General features: G+C 66.8%; 17 protein-coding genes. 13 read left to right on the top strand and 4 right to left on the bottom strand.

From position 1 onward, the window contains the following. Positions 1–112: 112 nt before the first annotated feature. On the bottom strand, positions 113–1,621 hold the full coding sequence (locus WI697_RS03370) for a SulP family inorganic anion transporter (RefSeq protein ID WP_345957358.1): 1,509 nt from the start codon (positions 1,619–1,621) through the stop codon (positions 113–115). 576 nt (positions 1,622–2,197) lie between these two features. On the opposite strand from WI697_RS03370, the gene WI697_RS03365 reads away from it, so the two are divergent. The 6 genes from WI697_RS03365 to WI697_RS03340 all read left to right on the top strand — a co-directional run bounded on the left by WI697_RS03365 (position 2,198) and on the right by WI697_RS03340 (position 10,835). Further along, positions 2,198–7,015 (top strand): PAS domain-containing hybrid sensor histidine kinase/response regulator, encoded by a 4,818-nt coding sequence (locus tag WI697_RS03365; protein WP_345957357.1) that lies wholly within the window; start codon positions 2,198–2,200, stop codon positions 7,013–7,015. 43 nt (positions 7,016–7,058) lie between these two features. Continuing rightward, complete coding sequence (locus WI697_RS03360) at positions 7,059–7,538, top strand: nuclear transport factor 2 family protein (protein WP_345957356.1); 480 nt, start codon at positions 7,059–7,061, stop codon at positions 7,536–7,538. 114 nt (positions 7,539–7,652) lie between these two features. Beyond that, positions 7,653–7,952, top strand: coding sequence for a hypothetical protein (locus WI697_RS03355; RefSeq protein ID WP_296716198.1), 300 nt, complete (start codon positions 7,653–7,655; stop codon positions 7,950–7,952). Continuing rightward, positions 7,949–8,380, top strand: a complete 432-nt coding sequence (locus WI697_RS03350; RefSeq protein ID WP_345957355.1) for a type II toxin-antitoxin system VapC family toxin — start codon at positions 7,949–7,951, stop codon at positions 8,378–8,380. The genes WI697_RS03355 and WI697_RS03350 overlap by 4 nt, the downstream gene beginning before the upstream one ends. Before the next feature lie 816 nt (positions 8,381–9,196). Beyond that, the gene (locus tag WI697_RS03345; protein WP_345957354.1) at positions 9,197–9,961 is read left to right on the top strand and encodes a toll/interleukin-1 receptor domain-containing protein; all 765 of its coding nucleotides are present in this window, start codon (positions 9,197–9,199) and stop codon (positions 9,959–9,961) included. A 115-nt stretch (positions 9,962–10,076) separates the two neighbouring features. Next, positions 10,077–10,835 (top strand): hypothetical protein, encoded by a 759-nt coding sequence (locus WI697_RS03340; protein ID WP_345957353.1) that lies wholly within the window; start codon positions 10,077–10,079, stop codon positions 10,833–10,835. 176 nt (positions 10,836–11,011) lie between these two features. Here WI697_RS03340 and WI697_RS03335 read toward each other — a convergent pair whose 3' ends face one another. After that, a complete protein-coding gene (locus WI697_RS03335; protein WP_345957352.1) occupies positions 11,012–13,105 on the bottom strand; it encodes a methyl-accepting chemotaxis protein in 2,094 nt (697 codons plus the stop codon). Positions 13,106–13,478: 373 nt separating this feature from the next. On the opposite strand from WI697_RS03335, the gene cydD reads away from it, so the two are divergent. From cydD to cydX, 5 genes are all read left to right on the top strand, one after another. After that, positions 13,479–15,044, top strand: a complete 1,566-nt coding sequence (gene cydD / locus WI697_RS03330) for a thiol reductant ABC exporter subunit CydD (protein WP_345957351.1) — start codon at positions 13,479–13,481, stop codon at positions 15,042–15,044. A gap of 26 nt (positions 15,045–15,070) precedes the next feature. Further along, positions 15,071–16,756, top strand: coding sequence for an amino acid ABC transporter ATP-binding/permease protein (locus WI697_RS03325; protein ID WP_345957350.1), 1,686 nt, complete (start codon positions 15,071–15,073; stop codon positions 16,754–16,756). Between the two features lie 87 nt (positions 16,757–16,843). Next, positions 16,844–18,448 (top strand): cytochrome ubiquinol oxidase subunit I, encoded by a 1,605-nt coding sequence (locus tag WI697_RS03320; protein ID WP_062762086.1) that lies wholly within the window; start codon positions 16,844–16,846, stop codon positions 18,446–18,448. A gap of 6 nt (positions 18,449–18,454) precedes the next feature. After that, positions 18,455–19,609: a cytochrome d ubiquinol oxidase subunit II gene (gene cydB / locus WI697_RS03315; RefSeq protein ID WP_062762085.1), complete on the top strand. Its 1,155-nt coding sequence runs from the start codon at positions 18,455–18,457 to the stop codon at positions 19,607–19,609. Between the two features lie 28 nt (positions 19,610–19,637). Further along, positions 19,638–19,745, top strand: a complete 108-nt coding sequence (gene cydX / locus WI697_RS03310) for a cytochrome bd-I oxidase subunit CydX (protein WP_062762083.1) — start codon at positions 19,638–19,640, stop codon at positions 19,743–19,745. 32 nt (positions 19,746–19,777) lie between these two features. Here the strand turns inward: cydX and WI697_RS03305 are convergent, their stop codons facing one another. After that, the gene (locus WI697_RS03305) at positions 19,778–20,740 is read right to left on the bottom strand and encodes a LysR family transcriptional regulator (protein ID WP_345957349.1); all 963 of its coding nucleotides are present in this window, start codon (positions 20,738–20,740) and stop codon (positions 19,778–19,780) included. Positions 20,741–20,856: 116 nt separating this feature from the next. Between WI697_RS03305 and WI697_RS03300 the strand changes: the two genes are divergently transcribed. Both WI697_RS03300 and WI697_RS03295 read left to right on the top strand, forming a co-directional pair. Then, positions 20,857–21,495, top strand: a complete 639-nt coding sequence (locus tag WI697_RS03300; protein ID WP_345957348.1) for a pyridoxamine 5'-phosphate oxidase family protein — start codon at positions 20,857–20,859, stop codon at positions 21,493–21,495. A gap of 364 nt (positions 21,496–21,859) precedes the next feature. Then, entirely contained in the window at positions 21,860–22,087 is a 228-nt protein-coding gene (locus tag WI697_RS03295; protein ID WP_345957347.1) for a hypothetical protein, read from the top strand. Between the two features lie 252 nt (positions 22,088–22,339). On the opposite strand, the gene WI697_RS03290 is transcribed toward WI697_RS03295, so the two are convergent. Continuing rightward, positions 22,340–23,350, bottom strand: a complete 1,011-nt coding sequence (locus WI697_RS03290) for an alpha/beta hydrolase family protein (RefSeq protein WP_345957346.1) — start codon at positions 23,348–23,350, stop codon at positions 22,340–22,342. Positions 23,351–23,353: the final 3 nt, after the last annotated feature.

Raw genomic sequence — 23,353 nt, 5'->3', positions numbered from 1 at the left:
GCCCGAAGGGCGCGCCGGCGAATGCTGTCGATGACAGATGGTCCCGGCCATATGCCCCCCTCCGGCCGGGACGGTCCCGACCGGAGGGGTGTGGGGCAGATCCCGGTGTGGCTCAATGCCCCGCCGGCCGCCCGGCCGCACCCGGCTTGTCGTGCAGCGCCAGGCGGTCGACGATCGAGGCGCTGGCCTCGTTCAGGCCCAGGATGTCGACGCGGGTGCCGTGGCGGCGGAATTTCAGCACCACGGCATCCAGCGCCGCGACGCTGGAAATGTCCCAGATATGGGCGCGGGAGACGTCGATCACCGCCCGCTCCAGATCTTCCTTCACGTCGAAACCGGACTGGAAGATCTCGGCCGAGGCGAAGAAGACCTGGCCTTCGACCAGATAGGTGCGGGTGCGGCCGTCTTCCGACAAGGTCGAGGTCACGCGCACGATGCGCGAGATCTTCCAGGCGAAGAACAGGCCCGAGAGCAGCACGCCCACGCCCACCCCGATCGCCAGGTTGTGGGTGGCGATCACCGTCACCACGGTCGCCAGCATCACCAGGCTCGACACCCGCGGATGGGTGGCCAGTTCCTTCAGCGACGACCAGCGGAAGGTGCCGACCGAAACCATGATCATGATCGCGACCAGCGCCGCCATCGGGATCTGCGCCACCAGATCGCCGGTGACCACGATCAGGAACAGCAGGAACACGCCGGCACAGAAGCAGGACAGCCGGCCGCGGCCGCCGGATTTCACGTTGATCACCGACTGGCCGATCATCGCGCAGCCGGCCATGCCGCCCAGAAAGCCGGTGACCGTGTTGGCCAGGCCCTGGCCGAAACATTCCCGGCGGCGGCTGCCGTTCGTATCGGTCATCTCGTCGACGATCCGCGCGGTCATCAGGCTTTCCAGCAGGCCGACCGCGGCGACGCCGGCCGAATAGGGCAGGATGATCTTCAGCGTTTCCAGCGTCAGCGGCACGTCGGGGATCAGAAAAGCCGGCCAGCTGGAGGGCAGCTCGCCCATATCGCCCACGGTGCGCAGCTCCAGCCCCATCGACAGCGCCACCACCGTCAGCACCACGATGCAGACCAGCGGCGACGGCACCGCACGGGTGAGACGCGGGAAGAGATAGATGATGGCGAGCCCGGCCGCGACCATCGGATACGTGATCCAGGGCACGCCGATCAGTTCCGGCAGCTGGGCCATGAAGATCAGGATGGCGAGCGCGTTCACGAAGCCGGTCATCACCGAATTCGACACGAAGCGCATCACATAGTCGAAGCGGAGCAGCCCGGCCAGGATCTGCAACAGCCCGGCGAGCACGGTGGCCGCCAGCAGATAATCCAGCCCATGGTCGCGGACCAGAGACCCCATCAGCACGGCGGTCGCGGCGGTCGCGGCCGAGATCATGCCCGGCCGGCCACCGGCGATCGCGGTGACGACGGCGATGGAAAACGAGGCATAGAGCCCGATCTTGGGGTCGACGCCGGCGATGATCGAAAAGGCGATCGCTTCGGGGATCAGCGCCAGCGCGACGACCAGGCCCGACAGCAGATCGCCGCGGATATTGCCGAACCATTCGGCGCGAAGCCGGCTGCGCGACCCGGCGGATGGGGAGGATTGCGTGGTCAAGACGGACGTCTCCGGACGGTTTGCGACCGCAGCGGCCGGGCGGCCGGCGACGCGGTCGGGACATTTTCTTGCGGGAGAAGGGGTCGGGCGCGAGAGGGGTTCGGGCGCGAGAGGGGTTCGGGCGCGAGAGGGGTTCGGGGGCCGCGGGGGCGCGATGGACGAGGGACAACGGCGACGCACGAGCAGACCCCGCGGCCGGGCGGAAGCCAGGCAGGCGGGCGGCATCAGTCTCGGGCGGTACCGGTCCGGGTCTACATCGGTCGCAGGCTACATTCCGAAGAGGGGCACATCCTGAAGACGGATGTCAGCTGCCGCGTTGCAGCATGATCCTGGTTTATCGTGCTGCGCCGCGGAATGCAAGCCCGCCGGAAGGCACCCGCATGCGCATGAAAAATCCTCGCACCCGCATGATCAATTCATGTTCCTTCAAATATATGGAAACTAAATATCCGCCATCATCCCACAAATCTGAATACCTGGAGATGTATTCTTAATCCGGCGCCCCGTTAAGAACTTCGTGACGTTTCGGATCTACACTCTGCAAAACAGAACCGTCCAACAGCCGGAATTCCGCGCGTGAACGACGCCCCTGAACAGCCAGATCCCACCCGGCGGCAGACGCCCCCGTCACCCGCCCCCGCCCGGCCCGGCCGCAGCGTGCGGCCGTATCCGGCTGCGGCCCTGCTCGTGATCCTGGGGCTGGCGGCGGCGGTGCTGGGCGGGGTCTGGCGGTACGAGACCAATCAGACGGTGATCGGCAACCGGTTCCGCCTGACCGTGGCCGAGACGGTGAGGCATGTGGTCGACCGCATTCACACCTATGAATACGGCTTGCTGGGGGCCCGCGGTGCGCTGCTGGTGGGCGGTGATCGCGACATGACGCTGTCCGCCTTCAGAACCTATGCCGGCAGCCGCGACATCACCCGGGAATTTCCGGGCGCGCTGGGCTTTGGGGTCATCACCCGGCTGCGCCCGGACGAGGAAGAGGCCTTCATCGCGCGTGAGCGCGCCGACGGCCGGCCCGATTTCGCCATCCGCCGCCTGACCGCGCATGACGGCGAAAGCTGGATCATCCGCTATATCGAGCCCACGGCCCCGAATGCCGGTGCGGCGGGGCTGGATATCGCCTCGGAAATCTCTCGCGCCAGTGCCGCGCGGGCGGCGATGATCAGCGGTCAGGCGGCACTGACCGCGCCGATCACCCTGGTCCAGGCAACGGGCGCCCGCGATCGCGGTTTCCTGCTGCTGCTGCCGGTCTATCGGCCGGGCATGCCGCTCGGCACCATCGCCGAACGGATGGCCGCCACCACCGGCTGGACCTATGCGCCGCTGGTGATCGACGATGTTCTGGCCGGGACCCGCCGCGACGACAGGCCGGTGGAGCTGTCGATCCGCGACGTCACCGAAGATCCCGAGGCCGAGGCCTTTCACCGCAGCGCCGGTTTCGCCACCAGTCAGTTGCTGACCGAAACCCTGCCGATCCGGGTATTCGGCCGCGACTGGCTGTTGACCATCGGCGCGGGCGAGCCCTTCGTCGCGTCGCTGAACCTGGCTGATCCGCTCCACACCGCGCTGGCACTGAGCGTCATCGCGCTGCTGCTCGGGGCGCTGCTGCAGATGCATCTGGCACGGCTGGAGCGTCAGCGCCTGTCGGCACAGGCGTCGCAGCGGATGGCGGCCGATCTGGAGCGTCAGGTGGCGGCACGCACCGCTGAACTGGCCGAGCGCGAGGTCCGCTTCAAGGCGCTGACCGAGCTGTCGTCGGACTGGTACTGGGAAACCGATGCCGACGGGCGCTTCACCGCCATGTCGCCGGGGGTGCTGAAGATCGGCCTGGATCCGGCGCAGATCCTGGGCCGCACCCGCCGCGAACTGGTGGCGGATACCGCGCAGCCGGGCTTCAGGGCCTATGCCGGGGCGCTGGCCGGGCGGCAGGCCTTTCGCAATCTCTGCTACGACGTCTATGACGGGGCGGGCCGGCTGCGCCATGTGGAGATGAACGGCGAGCCGGTCTTCGACGAGGCCGGCACGTTCCGCGGCTTCCGCGGATCGGGCCGCGACCTGACGGAGCAGATGCAGGCCAAGACCGCGCTTGCCGAGCGCGAAGCGCTGCTGGACGCCGTGTTCCAGACCATCGACCACGGCATCGCCGCCTTCGGCCCCGATCTGCAACTGCTGGCCTGGAACACCCGGTTCGAGGATCTGCACGGCATCGCCCCGGGCCGGCTGGCGGTGGGCCAGGATCTGGGCGTGGTGGAAACCGCCTGCGCCCGGGGGGCGGCAGCCGATCTGGCCCGGCTGCGCGATCTGATCGCCGCCGACGACGCCGCCCTGACCGACCCCTTCGAGACGACCCATGAAGACGGCCGGGTGATCGAAACCCGGCTTCGGCGGATGCAGCGCGGCGGGCTGGTGGCCAGCTGCGCCGACGTGACTGAAGAACGCGGGCGGGCGGCCGAAATCGTCCGCGGTCGCGATATGCTGGCGGGCGTGATGCATGCCTCGCTGAACGCGATCATGACCCTTGAACCCATCCGCGACGAGACGGGGCAGATCGACGATTTCCGCATCGTCATGGCCAATGCCGCCTTCGTGCGCAAGACCGGCGTGCCGCTGGACCAGGCGATCGGCAACACGCTGAAAACCCTGCGCAGCCGCGAGGGGCCCGAACTGGTGGCACGCTATGCCGCGGTGGTCGACAGCGGCGAGCCGGCCCTGTTCGATCATGCCGCCCGGCGGGACAGCGGCGACCGCTGGTTCCGGGTGCAGGCGGTGCGGCTGGGCGAGGGCTGCGTGGTGACCTTCTCCGACGTCACCGAGATGCGGCGCGGCGAGGCACAGCTGCGCGAGAGCGAGGCCCGGCTGCAGGCGCTGTTCGGCACGCTGGGCGTCGGCATCGTGGTGACCGACGCAGAGGGGCGCATGACGATGGTCAATGCGGCCACCGAGCGGCTGTTCGGCTGGCCGGCCGATCGGATGATCGGGCAGAACGTGGCCATGCTGATGGATCCCGCCATCGCCGCCGCCCATGACGGCTATCTGGCACGCCAGGATGCCGGCGCCACGCCGCGGGTTCTGGGGCTGAACCGCGAGCTTGAAGGCCGGCGGCAGGATGGCAGCAGCTTCCCGATCGACCTGTCGATCGGCGCCTTCACCACCGGGCAGGGCCGCATGTTCGTGGGCGCGATCACCGATCTGTCGGTGCGCAACCAGGCGATGGTGAAACTGCGCGAGGCCAATGTGCAGCTGGAACAGCAGGCCAGCGAGTTGGCCTCGCTCGCCGCGGCGCTGGAACGGGCGAAGGTGATGGCCGAAACCGCGAGCCAGGCCAAATCCGATTTCCTGGCCAATATGAGCCATGAAATCCGCACGCCGATGAACGGCGTGATGGGCATGACCCAGATCCTGCTCGGCACCCCGCTCGACGACGAGCAGCGCGGCTATGCCGAAACCGTGCGCGACAGCGCCGAGGCCCTGCTGGTGGTGATCGACGACATCCTCGACATCTCGAAGCTCGAGGCCGACAGGGTCGAGCTGGAACACCTGCCCTTCGATCTGACCGAGCTGCTCGACGGTGTCGCCGCGATCCTGGCGCCCAGGGCCCGCGACAAGGGCATCGAGATCGCCTGCATGGCCGAGCCCGGTACCGGCAGCGGCTGGCTGGGCGACCCGACGCGGCTGAGGCAGATCCTGCTCAACCTGGCCGGCAATGCGGTGAAATTCACCGAGCGCGGCCATGTCGCCGTCACCGTGCGCGATCTGGGGCCGGTGGCTTGCGAAGATTGCGAAGATGTCGGCAACGAAAGTGGCGAAGATTGCGAAGGCCGGTCGGGCGAGGCCGACCGCCGGCGCCTGCTGTTCGAGGTGCGCGACACCGGCATCGGCATGAGCGCCGGGCAGACCGCTAAACTGTTCCACAAATTCGCCCAGGCCGACGCTTCGATCACCCGACGCTTCGGAGGTTCAGGGCTGGGGCTCGCAATCTGTCGCAGGCTCGTCGAGCTGATGAACGGCACCATCTCGGTCGACAGCGAGCCCGGCCAGGGGTCGGTCTTCCGCTTCGAGGTGCCGCTGGACCGGGCGATGCTGCCGGTGCAACCCGTCGGGGCCACGGGGCTGGAAGCCGGGCTGCGTGGCCGGCGGGCGCTGATCGTCGACGATCTGCCGCTCAACCGCCGTGTCCTCGCCCATCACCTTCGGGAACTGGGCATGGAGCTGAGCGAGGCGGCCGACGTGGCCGAAAGCCTGCGCCTGCTGGAGATGGCCGCCCAGACCGGCGCGCCGGTCGACCTGGTGGTCACCGATCTCAATCTGAGCGGCATAGACGGCGCGACGCTGGGCACCTGGCTCAGGCTGCATCCGCGGTTTCAGTCGGTGCGCATGATCCTGGCCGCCTCCTCCCCGCCCGCCGCCGAGGCGGCGCGGATTTTCGATGCGGTGATCACCAAGCCGATCCGGCGGGCGGAGCTGATCGCGGCCCTTGCCCGCAGCTTCGACCTGCCGCCCCCGGCCGCCCCGGCCGAAACGCCGCCGGCCCTGCCGGTTGTGACCGGGGGCCGGGTGCTGCTGGTCGAAGACAACACCGTCAACCAGGTGGTCGCCTCGACCATTCTGGAAAAGCAGGGCTATCGGGTAGCCGTGGTCGAAAACGGCGCCGAGGCGATCGAAGCCTGCCGGGCCGATGATTTCGACCTGGTGTTCATGGATGTGCAGATGCCGGTGATGGACGGGATGGAGGCCACCCGCCGCATCCGCACCGCCGAGGCACGGGGCGGCCGGCCGCGCACACCGATCGTCGCCATGACCGCCAATGCCATGGCCGGCATGCGCGAGGAATACATGGCCGCCGGCATGGACGATTTCGTGCCCAAACCCTTCCGCGCCGAAAAACTGCTGGCCATGGCCGCCCGCTGGACGGTGCGGAAGGATCGGGCGGCGCCGGAGAGGGGAACCAGAGAGGGGACGGGGACCAGGGCGGAGGGCCCCCCCCGGGCGGAAGACGCCACGCCCCTTCTGGACGAGGCGCCCATGGCCACGCTCCGCGGCCTCACCTCGGCCGCGACACTGGCCTCGATGGTGGCGAGCTTCGAATCGACCGGCCGACAGCAGGTCCGCGAGGTGGCCGCAGCACTCTCGATCGGCGATCAGGACCGGCTGCGCCAGCTGGGCCACGACATGATCTCCATCGCCGGCAATTGCGGGCTGACGGCGCTGATGAAGGCGGGGCAGGCCCTGCAGGCGGCCGCCCGGGCCGGCGATCACGCCGCCACCGAGGCGGCGGCCACCCGCATCGCCGCCATCGGTCAGCCTTCCTGGGACCTGTTCCACCGGCGCTTCGCCGCGCCCGAGGACGAGGTGACGCAGAGGGTCGATGGCGGTCATACTGGGGGATGACACGGCGCCGGATCATGAGCGCCGCCCCGCGAGGACCGCCCCCATGACCACCGCAACCACCGCAGCCGAAACCCTGCTCACCCGCTTCGCCGCCGCCGTAGAGGCGAACGACGCGGCGGCGCTCGCCGCCTGTTTCACCCCCGACGGCATCTATGACGACTATTTCTTCGGCCCCGAACAGGGCCCCCAGGGCATCGCCCATATCCTGGCGGGCTTCTACAAGGGCGGCTGCGATTTCCGCTGGCAGTTCCACGACGTGCTGGCCGGCCCCGGCCGCGCCTATGCCCGCTATCGCTTCAGCTATCGATCCACCGCCCCGGAAGCCGCCGGCGCCCGCGTCTGCTTCGACGGCATCGCCTGCCTGGACCTGTCACCCGACGGCCTGATCCGCCGCTATTCGGAAGTCTTCGACCGCGGCATGGCGCTGGCCCAGCAGAACTTCGCACCCGAGCGCATCGCCCGGATCGAACGGCGCTATGCCGAGGCGCTGAAGGCGCGGGGGGATTGGGTGGGGCATCTGTGAGCGGCCCCGCCCGGCACGACCTGAACGGAGGGGGCTGCCCAAGCCGCACGCCCCGCCGCCTTGTCCCGCCGGGACTACCCGGATATATTACAGGGGAGCGCAAGGGAGACGCCGATGGGAAACTCGCAGAAGCGCGCCGTTCAGAACTACCGGTCCAGATTGAGCGAGAGAGGTCTGGCGCGCTTCGAAGTGCTCGGGCGCGATGCGGATCGCGATCTCATCCGTGCGCTGGCGCGCCGTCTGGCCGAGGACGGCGCCGATGCGTCCAGACTGCGCGCGATGGTCGGCCAGGCCGTCTCCGGTGACACGCCCGGGAAAGGCGGCATCCTGGCTGCTCTTCGCAGATCGCCCCTCGTCGGCGCCGATCTCGACCTTGCCCGCCCGCGCGAAGACGGGCGCAAGGTCAGGCTGTGACGCGCTATCTTCTCGATACCAACATCATCAGCAATGTCGTCAAGCCAGAGCCCTCGGAGCTGTTGCTCGCCTGGTGGGCGGAACAGCGGGACGACGATCTGTTCATCTCTTCGCTGACGATCGCCGAAATCCGCCGCGGCATTCTTGAAAAGCCACCCGGCCGGAAGCGTGACGCCCTCGACGCCTGGTTTGCCGGGCCCGAGGGACCGCAGTCGCTGTTCGCCGGTCGCGTCCTGCCCTTCGACGACAAAGCCGGGCTCATCTGGGCCCACCTGATGGCCGAGGGCAAGGCCGCCGGCAGGCCAAGAAGCGGTCTCGACATGATCATCGCCGCCACCGCCCGCGCCAACGACTGCCTGGTGGTGACGGACAACGAAAAGGACTTCGCCGGCATTCCGTTCGTGAATCCCATGCGCGGGGCGGGCTGATGCGGCGGCTGATGACGAATGGGCCGGATCACCGGCGAGGCGGACAACGGCCCGCTCTCGCTTCAGCTATCGATCCACCGCCCCGGAAGCCGCCGGCGCCCGCGTCTGCTTCGACGGCATCGCCTGCCTGGACCTGTCACCCGACGGCCTGATCCGCCGCTATTCGGAAGTCTTCGACCGCGGCATGGCGCTGGCCCAACAGAACTTCGCACCCGAGCGCATCGCCCGGATCGGCCGGCGCTATGCCGAGGCGCTGAAGGCGCGGGGGGAGTGGGTGGGGCATGTTTGAAGCGGGCCGATGCATCTCCTTATATTGCAATGGGCCCATTGCGTACGGCGGGGTTGCTGATGACGACTTGGATGGTTGCACGCGTTTTGGTAAAATTACAGGAAGTTCGCATCTTAATATCGGATAGCGGCCCATGACGGTGTTGGGGCTGTAGTTGCCGTAGAGTGGATATCGACAATGCCACCCATAGAAAATTTCACGCTAAAAGACAAAAACATATACGAAAACAACAGCGAAGATTTCCCTTTTATAAAAAATTTTAGTTCCTTGATGCTCCTCGTATTGAAAAAAATCGCCCAAAATAATGCGCGCCTTAATGACATTCTGTCTCAGGCAAATTATGTTATAACGCCTTTTTTGAAGAACATTCATTTGAACATGTCCCTTATGTAAATCTTGATATCCATATTGAGGATGAAAATTATATTCAATTTATCGATTACAAAATACATCACATTGAAGACCTGGAGGAGAGCATCGAATTAGTGGTTCCGCGTTCATATAAAAATAATTTGAGAATAGATTTTATGCCGAAATCCCTTTGGGCACCTGCAGGGGGAGAAACTTGGCGAATCAACCCTCAATATCATTTTCGAGGAGAAATTGAGACCGTCAGCCAAAATGATATAGAAAAAATATGGAAATCATCAAATATATTGCACGTATTTATTAGCCACAAATCAAATGTTTCTCACAGAGCCCAAAAGGTCAAAAGCCTACTTTCGGAATATGGAATTTCATGCTTTGTCGCTCATGAAGATATAGAACCGGCAATGGAGTGGCAAAGCGTCATCGAGAAGGCGCTTTTCTCTTCCGATTCTTTGATTGCATTGATCTGTAAGGAATTTTCCTCCAGCAAATGGACTGATCAAGAGGTGGGAATTGCGATCGGCCGCCAGATTCCCGTCTTCCCGATCAAGTTAGACGAAGATGCTGATCTCACGGGGTTTATCGGCAAGATCCAAGCATTCAGACGAAACAAAGACGTTATCCAAAATCTCCTCGAACAATTTATCTTGGACACTCGGACGACGTCGGCAACAATATCCAGCCTGCTACAAGCCTTACAACAAACAGGCGATATCGACAAAATAGCCTGTGCCCTCGCCATTCTGGAAAAAGCCCCCTCAACGGCATGGAAAACAACACAAAAGGAGGCATTCTTATCCCTCTATAACGAAAAAGCAGATGTGAAGACAATGGAAATCTCTCGAAAGATACTTGACGACATCAACCCTGAAGGCGTTCGGGAATCTCTCGAATCCGACTTTGATGACAATACACCGTTCTGACATTCGGGACAGACACTACATTTAAAACAATGAAATAATAAACCACAAAACCAATGCCATCACCAACTCTGCCACAAATCCCCCGCCGTATAACCAACGTCATTGGAGGACGATTATGGAACCGAACTTCCTGACTGGAACTTTACGATCTCATTTATTGGAAATAGCTCGTAAAGATGTACTCAAGTGGTGCGCCGCTCCTGATGTCAAAATTGGTCGCTCCCCATCGGATCAGTACTGGCTGACCATCTTCAGTTCGACATCGACATATGAAATTAGCGAGAGCGACGCACGTCTTTTTCTTGTGACCTTCCGACTTGCACGGACAGGAACCTGGAACTATGCCACTGTTGCCAAGATCATTATGAACTTCCGTCAACCCGGATATAGAGATGCAGACCCAATTAATTTGATAGAGTCGCTGGCGAAGGCCTTACAAGAGGCTGATGCGCGAAGGCGGAACCACATCTCAGCTGCCAGTAAGATAGCCGTATTTTCCCGGCCGGATCTTTGCATATTCATCTGGGACACCATGGCGCGCAGAGCCGCCCGGGCGCGAGGGCGCATTGAACTGGGTACCCCCCTGTCACAGGGTCATCACGCGATTCTCGAGCGCGGCACGGCCAGCTACCCCACCTACCATAGCGCCTGTACCGTCCACTTCGCCCTTGAAAACCAGCGCCCGGATTTCAAGGACGCAACTGCCGGGCTGGTCGACGAATTGCGGCGCCGTGAGGGCCCTTTGTCCCGCAGTGGGAACATTTCCGACGAATTCATCGCCCGCCGCCTGCTCGACAAGCTCATGTTCTGGGAGGGCCAGTACCTCAGGACCGGAGAACTACCACACCATATCGATTGCCCCTCCTTCCCATAGTCCCGGGATCGATCCTTCAACGAAGATCTCAAGATGGAGGCTTATCTCTATCGCAGCCGAATCCGGCAAAGCCAGTGCTGGTGATCGGTGGTGGCGCCCGGGTCGTGGTTGGTGACGCTGGCGGCCGGGTGAGACCGCCGGACCCGGCGGCCCCCCACCCGATCACGCCCCCGACATCACGCCCGCCGCACCCCCTCGATAAACGCCCCCACCTCGCGGCGGAGCGCGTCGGACTGGGTGGAGAGGTCGGACGAAGCCGCCAGCACGCGGCCGGCCGTGGTGCCGACATCCGAGGCCACCCGGCTAACGCCGGTCACGCTGCGCGACACCTCGTCGACGCCGCGGGCCGCCTGCTGGGCGTTGGTGGAGATGTCGCTGGTGGCGGCCGACTGTTCCTCCACCGCAGCCGCGATGGCGGTGGAGATTTCGTCGATGCGGCCGATGGTGGCGCGGATCTGGGTCATCGCCTCGGTCGCCCCCTTCGTCACCTGCTGCATGCCGGCGATCTGGGCCGAGATGTCCTGGGTGGCGCGGGCGGTCTGGTCGGCCAGGCTCTTCACCTCGCTCGCCACCACCGCGAAACCCTTGCCGGCATCGCCGGCGCGTGCCGCTTCGATCGTGGCGTTCAGCGCCAGAAGATTGGTCTGGGCGGCGATGTCGCTGATCAGCTGAACGATGCCGCCGATGCGCTGGGCGGCATCGGCCAGGCCTTCGACCGTGCGGCCGGTGGCCTCGGCATCCTCTACGGCAGACCGGGTGACGGTCGAGCTTTCCGCCACCTGGCGGCTGATTTCGGCGATCGAGGCCGAAAGCTCCTCGCCGGCACCTGCGACCATGGCCACGTTCGACGAGGCCTGGCCGGTCGCCGCCGCCACCGCCGCCGACTGGCGGCTGGCATCGTCGGCGGTATCCGACAGCTCGGTCGCATTGGCCTGAAGATCGCCGGCGGCGCGCGCCACACCGTCGACCACCCCGGCGATCGCCGCTTCGAACGTGCCGGCAAGCCGCATCATCTCGGCCCGGCGCTCGGCGGCGGCGCGTTCCTTGGCCGCCTCCTGCTCTTCGCGCAGATGCTTCACCTCGACCAGCCGGTCCTTGAAATAGTCGATCGAGCCGGCCATCACGCCCAGCTCGTCGGCGCGCCCGGTCAGCGGCACCACCACATCGGTCTCGTCGGCGGCAAGCCGGCGCACCGCCCCGGTCAGCCGGCCGACCGGGGCCGCGGCCAGGCGCTGGATCAGCAGGGCCACGACCACGCCCATGGCGATGATCACCACCACACCGGTGGTGACCAGGCCGTTGGTCAGCTCCACCACCGGCGCGCTGATTTCGGCCTCGGGCACGTCGACGGTCACGAACCAGGGGGCTTCCACCTTGCCGAAACGGGCCGGCAGCACGATCCGGTGCACGGGCGTGCCGGTCACCGCCTGGGGCGCCGCCTCGAAGGCCATCGGGCGCCCGTCGGACCGGCCGATGGCCGCGGCCAGCTCCGGCTCCAGATCGGCCGCGGCCTTGCCCAGCTGCGCCGCATCGTGATAGACGACCCACAGCCCGCCGGTCGAAATCAGCGACACGCTACCGGTGCCGAAGGGCTTCATCTCGCCCAGGATCTGGTTCAGCACCGGCAGCTTCAGGTCGACGCCGGCAACGCCGATCACACGGCCATCCCGCACCACCGGCACCGCCAGGCTGGTGATCAGCTCCTGCTTGCCGGCGATCTCGTAGAAATAGGGCTCGATGATCTGCTCGCGACGGGTTTTGCGCGCCAGCAGATAATAGTCGCCCGCCCCCGGCGTCTCGTAATCCAGCAGCGGGTCGAGATTGATGGTGCTGCCGCTGCGCGACACATAGGGAATGAAGCGGCCGGTCGCATCATGGCCGGGCTGGCCCTTATGCGCGGCATCGGCACCGTCGAAGGCGTCGGGTTCGAACGCGATCCAGGTGCCGACCAGGTTGGGGTTGTCCTGCAGCAGCAGCTTCAGCATGGCCACAAAGGCCTCGCGATCGGCCTTGCCGGCATCGATCGCGCCCGCCGCCGTCGCACCGATGCCCCGGGCCACGCCGAAAGCGCCGTCGATGATGCCGGTCACCTGCTCCTTGGCCTCGCCGGCCACGCCTTCGACCACCGTTTCGCTCAAGTGCTCGATGGTCTCGCCGCTGCGCGACACGCCGAACCAGGTCGACAGGCCCAGCCCCAGGGTCAGGACCAGCAGCACCGGCACGACGATCTTTACGGCCAGACGGCGCCGCATCCAGTTGCGAAGGAACATTTAACCTCCCGATATCCAGTGACGCTTATAATACCTGCCGAAATTCGCCCGAATGAACAAACATCGATCAAGGCGTCGGCACGGTCCTTTGATCTTCATTATCAGCAATTTTATGAAGATCGGATTAACCGGTCTGAAGACAGTATTCACATAAGCAGGGTGGCGCCGAGCGCTTCACTGATACTGAAATGAGGTTGAAATGATGGTGCCTCTGCCGCCCTGCAGGAGGGGTGCCTGCCGGGGCATGGGGTCGCAGCCATGCCCCCTTCCATGTCGCGTCAATCTGTGGTGCCCTTGACGTCGAGGATTTCACGAGGCCGACATGCGTAACCGGACGAGATATTTTCCGCGCGCCACAACCACCGGAAGTTTGGTGCAGCTGGCCGCCACCCTGGTCTGGCTGCCGATGGCCTGGATCATCGCCCGGACGCTGGGCCAGCTGGCGGATGATGCCGGGACGGCGGCCGTGCTGCCCGCCGCCCTGGCCGTGCTGGCCCTGGGGCTGCTGCGGGCGGGGCTGGAGGCGCTGGGCACGCGGATGGTGTTCCGGGCCGCGCGGGCCGAGGTGGGGCGGTTGCGCCGCCGGGCCCTGGCGGCGCTGGCCGCCCGCGACCCGCTGGACCCCGAGCGGGCGGCATCGGGGGCGGCGGCATCGGTGGTGGCGGAACAGGCCGAGGCGGTGCTGCCCTGGCTGCATCGTTATCGGCCGGTACAGCTGAAAGTTGTGGCCGTACCGATTGTGCTTCTTTTGGCTGTGGGATCGCTGTCCTGGGCGGCGGCGCTGATCCTGCTGGTGGCGGCCCCGCTGATCCCGGTTTTCATGGCCCTGGTCGGCATCCGCGCCAAGGCGGCGAGCGAGGCGCAGCTGGCCGAACTCGGCACCATGAACGCGGTGCTGATGGACCGGCTGCGCGGGCTTGCCACCATCCGGGCGCTCGATGCCGTGGACATCACCGCAGAGCGCCTGCGCGGGTCTGCCGAAAGCGTGCGGCGGCGAACCATGGCGGTGCTGCGCATCGCCTTTCTGTCCTCGGCGGTGCTGGAGCTGTTCTCGGCGCTGGGGGTGGCGATGGTTGCGGTCTATGTCGGCTTTCACCTGCTGGGGGATCTGAGTTTCGGCGCCTGGGGCGGGCGGATGGGGCTGACCCAGGGCCTGTTCGTGCTGCTGCTGGCCCCGGCGTTTTTCGAGCCGCTGCGCGAGCTGGCGGCGGTCTGGCACGACCGCGCCGCGGGCGAGGCGGCGCATGACGCGCTGACCGCACTTGGGGCGGCACCGGCGGCGACCGACCAGGCGCCGGAGGTGGTCGACCTTTCCCAAGCGCCTGCGCTCTCGCTCAGGGATCTGTCCTTCACCCATCCGGCGAGCGGCCGGGGCATCCCCCAGGGCTTCGGCCTTGAGGTGGCGCCGGGCGAGCGGGTGGCGCTGTTCGGCCCCTCGGGTTCGGGCAAATCCACCCTGCTGGCGCTGATCGCGGGGCTGGCCCTGCCCGATGGCGGGCGGATCACCATCGGCGGCAGGCCGCTCGACGCATCGACCCGGGCGGATCTGCGCCGGCGGATCGCCTGGATCGACCATCGGCCGCATATGATCGCAGGCAGCCTGATGGCGAATGTCCGCTTTGGCCGGGCGGTGGATGCCGGCCCGCCGCTCGCCCGGCTGCTGCCGGGGGTAGACCCGGCACGCCAGGTGGGCGAGGCCGGGTTCGGGCTGTCGGGCGGCGAGGCGGTGCGGCTGGCGATCGCCCGCGCCATCGCCGACCCCGCCGCCGATATCGTGCTGGCCGACGAGCCGACCGCGCATCTGGACGGCGACACCGCCGCCCGGGTGCGCGCCGCCCTGATCGAGGCCACCGCCGGCCGCACGCTGGTGGTGGCGACCCACGATCCCGACCTGGCCGCCGCACTCGACCGGGTGATCCGGCTGGAGGGGGCGGCATGAACCGGAAACTACGCAGACAGGGCAGGATGCGGGCGCTTGCCGCCACCGCGGCGCTGTTCTTCCGCATGCGCCGCAAGCCGCTGCTGGGCGGCATTGCGCTGGCGGCGCTGACCGTGCTGGCCGGGGTGGCGCTGCTGGGGCTCTCGGGCTGGTTCATCACCGCCACTGCAGCCGCAGGAAGTGCCGCTGCAACGGCACTCGCCTTTGACGTGTTCCGGCCGGCGGCGGGCATCCGCATGCTGGCGCTGCTGCGCACCGGCGGCCGCTATGGCGAGCGGCTGGTGAGCCATGACGCGACGCTGGGCCTGCTGGCGGAGCTGCGCGAACGGCTGTTCCGCGCCCATGCGCACGCCGATCGCGCCCGGGCGCTGAAGGCCCGGCCGGCGCGGCTGCTCCACCGGCTGACGGTGGAGGTGGATGCCCTCGACAATCTTTATCTGCGGGTGCTGCTGCCGGCGGCGGCGGCGGTGATCACCGCGGCGCTGGCGGCGCTGGCGCTCTCGCTGATCGATGCCCGGCTTGGGGCTGGGGTGGGGCTGGGGGTGGGGGTGACCGGCATCGCCCTGCCGCTGGTGCTGGCCCGCGCCGCCGACCGGCCGGCCCGGCGGCGGGCGGCGGCGCTGGAAGCCCTGCGCATGCGCACGGTCGATCTGGTGGCGGGCCAGACCGACCATCTGATGACCGGCCGGATCGGGGCGGCGCGCGACCATGCCGCCGCGGCCGAAACCCGGCTGGCCCTGGCCGACGACCGGCTGAACCGGCTGGACACCACCGCCGCCGCCGGCTTCGGTGCGGCAAGCGCGCTGCTGCTGGCCGGCAGCCTTGCCGCGGCGGGCGGGCTGGTCCAGGCCGGCATCGCGACGGTGCCGCAGGCGGCGCTGGTGGTGCTGGTGGCGCTGGCGCTGATGGAACCCTTCGCGGCGCTGCGCCGCGGCGTGCTCGACCTGGGCCGCACGGTCATCGCGGCGCGCCGGCTGCTGCCGATGCTGAAGCCCCGACCCACACCAGCGGCGCCGGCTGCCGATCCGCCGCCACCGCCATCTGCCCTGGTGATCGAAGATCTGCGCTTCGCCCATGACGGCGCGGCGGCGCCGCTGTTCGACGGGCTGTCGCTTGCGCTCGCCCGCGGCGAGCGGGTGGCGCTGCTGGGGCCGAGCGGTGCCGGCAAATCCACCCTGGTCGAGCTGATCGCCGGCGAGCGCCGGCCCGATCGGGGCCGGATCCGGGCGCTGCCGCACAGCCTGCTGGGCCAGGCGACCGACCTGTTCGCCGATGATCTGGCCGGCAATCTGCTGCTGGCCGACCCGGCTGCGACATCAGACCGCATGCTGGCCGCACTCGACCGCGCGGGGCTGGGGCAGCTTGTCCGCGACCACATGGCAGGGCTTGGCCAGCGGCTGGGAGAGGGCGGAGAGGGGCTGTCTTCCGGGCAGCGGCGGCGGATGGCGCTGGCGCGCATCTTCCTGCGTGACGCGCCGCTGCTGCTGCTCGACGAGCCGACCGACGGGCTGGACGCCCGGACGGCTGCCGAAGTTTTGACAACGGTCAAGGAATTGCCGCAGACGCAGACGATACTCGTCGTCACGCATCTGCGGCGGGAGGCCGCCCTGGCCGACCGGCTTCTGATCATGGAAGGCGGCCGGATCACCGGCGATCTCAGGCGTGGTGAGACGGAATTCCGGGCGGCGCTCGACAGGCTCCGCCCGGATTGACGACCGCCGCACCACCCCGGACGGTATCGTCCGCCCCCGGGGATGCGGCCAAGGATAATGCCGGTCCGGCCGGCGGGAGTTGTTCGAATGGAACTGGACGTCGTATCGCTGTCGCGGCTGCAATTCGCCCTGACGGCCCTTTATCACTTCCTCTTCGTGCCCTTGACGCTGGGCCTGTCGATCGTGATCGCGATCATGGAAACGGTCTATGTGATGACCGGCCGCGCGATCTGGCGCCAGATGACCAAATTCTGGGGCACGCTGTTCGGCATCAACTTCGTGCTCGGCGTCGCGACCGGCATCACCATGGAGTTCCAGTTCGGGATGAACTGGAGCTATTACAGCCATTATGTCGGCGACATCTTCGGCGCGCCGCTGGCGATCGAAGGGCTGATGGCCTTCTTCCTGGAAGCCACCTTCGTCGGCCTGTTCTTCTTCGGCTGGGACCGGATGACGAAGGTTCAGCACCTCTGCGCCACCTGGGCGGTGGCGATCGGGTCGAACTTCTCGGCGCTCTGGATCCTGATCGCCAATGGCTGGATGCAGAACCCGGTGGGCGCCGCCTTCAACCCCGCGACCATGCGGATGGAGGTCGACAACTTCTTCGAGGTGCTGTTCAACCCGGTCGCCCAGGCCAAATTCGTGCACACCGTCTCGGCCGGCTATGTCACCGCGTCGATCTTCGTGCTCGGCGTGTCGGCCTGGTACATGCTGAAGGGCCGGCACGTGCTGCTGGCCAAGCGCTCCATGGCGGTGGCGGCCTCGTTCGGGCTGCTGTCCTCGCTGTCGGTGGTGGTGCTGGGCGACGAGAGCGGCTATATGGCGACCGAACACCAGCGCATGAAGCTGGCGGCGATGGAAGGCATGTGGGAGACGGAAGCCGCACCGGCCGGCTTCACGGCACTCGGCTTCCCCGATCAGGAGGGGCGCGAGACCCATCACGTGATCACCATCCCCTATGCGCTGGGGCTGATCGCCACCCGCTCGCTCGACACCGAAGTGCCCGGGATCAACGATCTGGTCGAGAGGGGCAAGGAGAGGATCCGCAGCGGCATCATCGCCTATGACGCGCTGCAGAAGATCCGCGCCGCCCGCAGCATCGATGCCGTCGGCCCCGAGGTGCGCGAGGCCTTCGAGGCCAATGGCGGCAATATGGGCCATGCCCTGCTGCTGATGCGCTATGTCGACGACCCGCGCCTTGCAACCGATGCCCAGATCGACCAGGCCGCCTGGGATCTGGTGCCCCATGTGCCGACGCTGTTCTGGGCCTTCCGGATCATGGTCGGGCTCGGCTTCTTCTTCATCCTGCTGACCGGCGTGTTCTTCTGGCAGTCGGCCCGCAACCGGCTGGGGGAACAGCGCTGGCTGCTGAAGATCGCGGTGCTGGCGATCCCGCTGCCCTGGATCGCAGCGGAAATGGGCTGGATCGTGGCCGAACTGGGCCGGCAGCCCTGGATCATCGAAGGCGTGCTGCCCACGGCCATGGCGGTGTCCAGCCTGGGTGCGGGCGAGCTGCTGCTGACGATCGCCGGCTTCACCCTGTTCTACAGCGTGCTGTTCGTGATCGAGATGGGGCTGATGCTCCGCGCCATCCGCAAGGGGCCGCAGCCCGATCACGACCCCGTCCCGCCCCCGTCCGCGACGCATCTGCCTGCCGCAGGTGGCGCCGCCCGGCCCTTCCCGGCGGAGTGACCAGCCATGATCCTGCATGAGCTTATCGACTACGGCACGCTGCGCCTGATCTGGTGGGGGCTGCTCGGCATCCTGCTGATCGGCTTCGCCGCCACCGACGGCTTCGACATGGGCGTCGGCCTGCTGCTGCCCTTCGTGGCGAAAACCGATGTCGAACGCCGCGTCGCCATCAACACCGTCGGCCCGGTCTGGGAAGGCAACCAGGTCTGGTTCATCCTGGGCGGCGGCGCCATCTTCGCCGCCTGGCCGCCGCTTTATGCGGTCTCGTTCTCGGGCTTCTACCTCGCCATGTTCGTGGTGCTGGCGGCCCTGATCCTGCGGCCGGTGGCGTTCAAATACCGCTCCAAGCGGATCGAGGCCGGCTGGCGCAGCGCCTGGGACTGGGCCCTGTTCGTGGGCGGCTTCGTGCCGGCGCTGATCTTCGGTGTCGCGATCGGCAATGTGCTGCAGGGCGTGCCCTTCCGGCTGGACGACACGCTGCGCGCCTTCTATGAGGGCAGCTTCTTCGGCCTGCTGAACCCCTTCGCCCTGCTCTGCGGGCTGATGTCGGTGGCCATGCTCGCCATGCACGGCGCGGTCTGGCTGACCCTGAAGGCCGGCGGCGTGGTGGGTGAACGGGCGCGGAATTTCGGCACCGTCGCCGCCGTCGCCACCATCGCCCTCTTTGCGCTGGGCGGGCTGGCGCTGGCCAATTGGGTGGACGGCTATGCGCTGGCGGCACCGATGGCGGCAGACGGCCCGTCGAACCCGCTGCTGAAAGACGTCGTCCATGGCGACGGCGCCTGGTTCGTGAACTACGCCAACAACCCCTGGATGCTGATCGCGCCGGTGCTGGGCTTCGCCGGGGCGGCCATCACCCTGGTGGCGCTGCGCGCCCGGATCCGGGGCCTGTCGATCATCGCCTCGGGGCTGTCGATCTTCGGGGTGATCTCGACGGTCGGGCTCTCGATGTTCCCCTTCATCCTGCCCTCCTCCATCGATCCGCGCTCCAGCCTGACGGTCTGGGATGCGTCCTCCTCGCACCTGACCCTGTTCATCATGCTGGTCGTGACCGTGATCTTCCTGCCGCTGATCCTGGCCTATACCGCCTGGGCCTACCGCATCATGTGGGGCCGGGTGGAAGAAGAGGCGATCCGCGAGGAAGCCGGCCACTACTATTGATCGCAAGCATCACGAAGGAGACAACCCAATGTGGTACTTCGCCTGGCTGCTCGGCCTGCCGCTCGCCTGCGCCTTCGCCGTGCTGAACGCCATGTGGTTCGAGATGAAGGAGGATGCGGCCGAACAGCAGCCGTAACCGCCCGCCCCCCGTCCGGGGATCGACGACGATCAGGCACCGCCGCGGCCGATGGGTTGCGGCGGTGTTTTGTCATCCTCTGGCGGCATCGCCAGCGCCTGCACCGAGGCCCGGATCCGGGCGCTGGCGAAATCGATGAAATAGCGGGTCTTCTGCGGCAGCTGGGCCAGGGGTGCGTGCAGCACATGCACGGGGGCCGGTTCGGGTTCGAACGCTTCCAGGACAAGGCGCAGCCGGCCATCCGCCAGGGCCTGCGCCGCCTGATAATGCAGCAGGCGCACCACGCCCACACCCGCCACGGCGGCATCCACCGCCGCTTCGGCGCCGGTGACGATCAGCCGGGTGGCGGTACGCGGTCCCGGATCCGGGCCCCGGCTGCGGGCCGGGGCATGCGCCAGGCGGTCGGAGGGCGGCATGTCGAACACCACGCCGGGCATGCCGGCCAGATCGTCCGGATGGTGCGGCTCGCCATGGCGGTCGAGCAGGGCCGGGCTGGCGACGGTGACCACGCGCATGCGGCCGAGATGCGTGGCGATCAGGCTGCTGTCGGGCAGGGCGCCGATCCGCACCGCCAGATCGGCGGCACCGGCCGCCAGATCGACATTGCCGTCCGACAGGTGAAGCGCCACCGTGATCGCCGCATGGCGGGCCAGAAACGCGTGGATGACCGGCTGGACATGCAGCCGGCCGAACATGCGCGGCGCGCTGACCACCAGCCGGCCGGTCGGCTCGATGAACTCGCCCGCCGCCTCGCGTTCCATATCCCGAACCTCGGCGACGATGCGGCGCGCCCCCTCGACATAGCGCTGCCCGGCATCGGTGAGCGTCAGCCTGCGGGTGGTGCGGATCAGCAGGGTGGCGCCGGTCACCCGTTCCAGCTGATCGATGCGGCGGGTGAGCGTTGCCGCCGGCACCCCCAGCCGGCGGGCGGCGGCCGAGAAACTGCCGGCCTCCAGCGCCGCCAGAAGGAACCCCATCGCTTCCAGACGGTCCATGATTTCCTCAAAATCCGGGGAGATGCTCGCCGTATTCTGCCGATTGTTGCACGGCCTGCCAGCTGTTACCTCGTGACAGACAGAGAATGAACCATCCGCAGCAGGAGGGGCAGACCATGGGGTACGGCTTTCTCGACATCGCAATGACACCGGCCGTGCGGGCGGCGCAGGAACGGCTGGGCGTCGCCCATCTCTGGCAGGATTTCAAGGGACACCGGGCGTTCGACCGGTTCACCGACCGGGAAGCGGCCTTCATCACCAGCCGGGACAGTTTCTACATGGCCACGACCTCGGAAACCGGCTGGCCTTATGTCCAGCATCGCGGCGGACCCCAGGGGTTTCTGACCGTGCCGGACGACCGCAGCCTGGCCTTCGCCGACCAGCGCGGCAACCGGCAATACATAAGCGTCGGCAACCTGTCGACTAATGACAAGGTCAGCCTGTTCCTGATGGACTATCCGCGCCGCGCGCGGCTGAAGATCTATGCCCTGGCCGAGATCGTGGCGCTGGATGCCGATCCGGCACTGACCGCCCGGGTGCCGGGCGCCACGGCCCCAAAGGCCGAGCGCATCATCCGTCTGCATCTGGAGGCCTTCGACTGGAACTGCCCCCAATACATCACCCCCCGCTTCACCGAGGCGGAGCTGACCGAAGCCCTGCGCCCGGTCCGGGACCGCATTGCGGAACTTGAGGCGGAGAATGCGGCTCTCAGGACGGCGCTTCAGGAGTCGGCCGGAGCAGTTCCTGAAGCCTGAGGTATCCGGCATGCAAGCGATCGGCCTCCGCCAGGATCTGCTTCCGGCGGGCCTCGGGGATTTCCTGCAGCTTGTCGTTCAAAGATTTGCCCATCACATCTTCCTTTCCAGCGCGGCCGGATGAAAAACGGGAAAGCTGACCGGGACCAGAGCGGACATGATATGACAGCATCTGGCTGAGAGTGCAGATCCATGTGATACTGGCTGTCGCAGTTGTTTGTCGAGGCTTGTAGCTTACGTGGCGTGAAGGCGCGCCCTGCCATCCCATGAAGGTTGCGCACGCGTAACGGCCTTTCGCGCGACGTCTTGCAGAACATCTGCAAGGCTGTATCGTTGCCTCGTCAGGTCGTGAGGAGAAGATTCGATGGCTAAGAACGTCGCTGCACGGCGTCGGCGTGCCGCCAGCTCTTCACAATATGTGTCGAAGGGTGAAGGCTTCTGGACGACTGTCAGCGCGGTTGCCGCCGGCCCCGGCTTTGTGGACATCACGCCCGGTAGCAGGATCTCGGGGAAAGTCAGTGATGCTGTGCGCATCCGTGAGTATTTTCACAACGCGCGTGAAAAGCTGAGGCTCGATGAACCTGCCGGCTGAAAAAACCCCGCGGCCGTCTGAGGCCGCGGGAGGACATGACCTTGATTTCGACGAAGATGATGCGAACGACATACTTGATTCGCTGCCAGATGAGGAAGCGACACCAGGCATTATAATGGGAACCTGACACTCAAGATGGTTGCGAGCGTTATTGTTTCTCTCGCAATAGCGCCAGTTGTTTACATGCTGGAAATCGTCGTGAACGGATATTGACCGGCGCCCCGGTGCTGCCGGATCGCCGTGAACGGCGCCTCACCGCCCCTCCACCCACCCCAACCCCGGCGCATGCGCGCGCAGCGCCGCCACCGCCTGCTCCCACACCGGGTCGGTGGGGTCGAGGGTGGAGCGCAGCCAGGCCGCCGTCAGGCGGCGGGTGGCTTCCAGGCGGTCGGGGTCTTCGTCGTCGGTTTCCTTCGCGTCATACCCCGCAATGCCGCCCAGGCCGTGGCCGGCACCGGCCAGCGTCAGCAGGGCGCGGGCGCCGGGGCTGAGGTGGAAGGGGTCGGCATGCCAGGCGGGGCCCATGGTGGTCAGATGCGGGTTGTCGTCCCGCTCGCCGCAGACCACCAGCGAGGGCGTGGTCATGTGGCTGAAATCGGGGTTCAGCGCCGGCCAGGCGGCGGCGGCATGGGCGCTCAACCCATCGCCGCCGCGGCCGGGGGCGGCGAGCAGCACCCCGGCGCGGATCCGCGGCTCGATCAGGTTCACATCCCGCGCCGCCGGGTCGGTCGGGTCGGTCAGGCGCGCCCCCAGCAGCATGCCGACGGTCTGGCCGCCCATGGAATGGCCGATGGCGGCGATGCGGTCCCGGTCCGGCCGCGGGGCTGCACCAGAGATCGGGCGCGCGCCGGGGATCAGGGCCGCAATCTCGTCCAGCCGGTCGAGGATCGCGGTCATCTCGGCCACCCGCATCCGCCAGAACAGCGGCGCGCCCGGCGCATCGGCGCCGAGGCCGCCGGATCGTGAACTGGCATGGGTGGGCTGGATCACCAGAAACCCCTGCCCGGCCAGAAAACCCGCCAGCGGCGCATAACCATCCAGCGACGACAGGTAGAGCGACGGCCCGTGGCCGTGAGACAGCAGAACCACCGGCAGAGGATCGCTCCCCCCGTCCTGTACCGGCAGGGTGGGCACCGGCAGGGTGACGCGCAGCGCCAGCGGCCGCGGCCGGCCGGGCACGGGGATGTGGATCGGGGCCACCGACAGGGTGAGAAGGGCTGGGCGCGCCGGCAGATGCCGGGCCGCCTGGATCAGATCGGGCATGGG

It is taken from the genome of Tistrella mobilis, from assembly GCF_039634785.1.
Taxonomy (GTDB): Bacteria; Pseudomonadota; Alphaproteobacteria; order Tistrellales; family Tistrellaceae; genus Tistrella; species Tistrella mobilis.
This window is presented reverse-complemented; position numbering and strand designations above follow the sequence as displayed.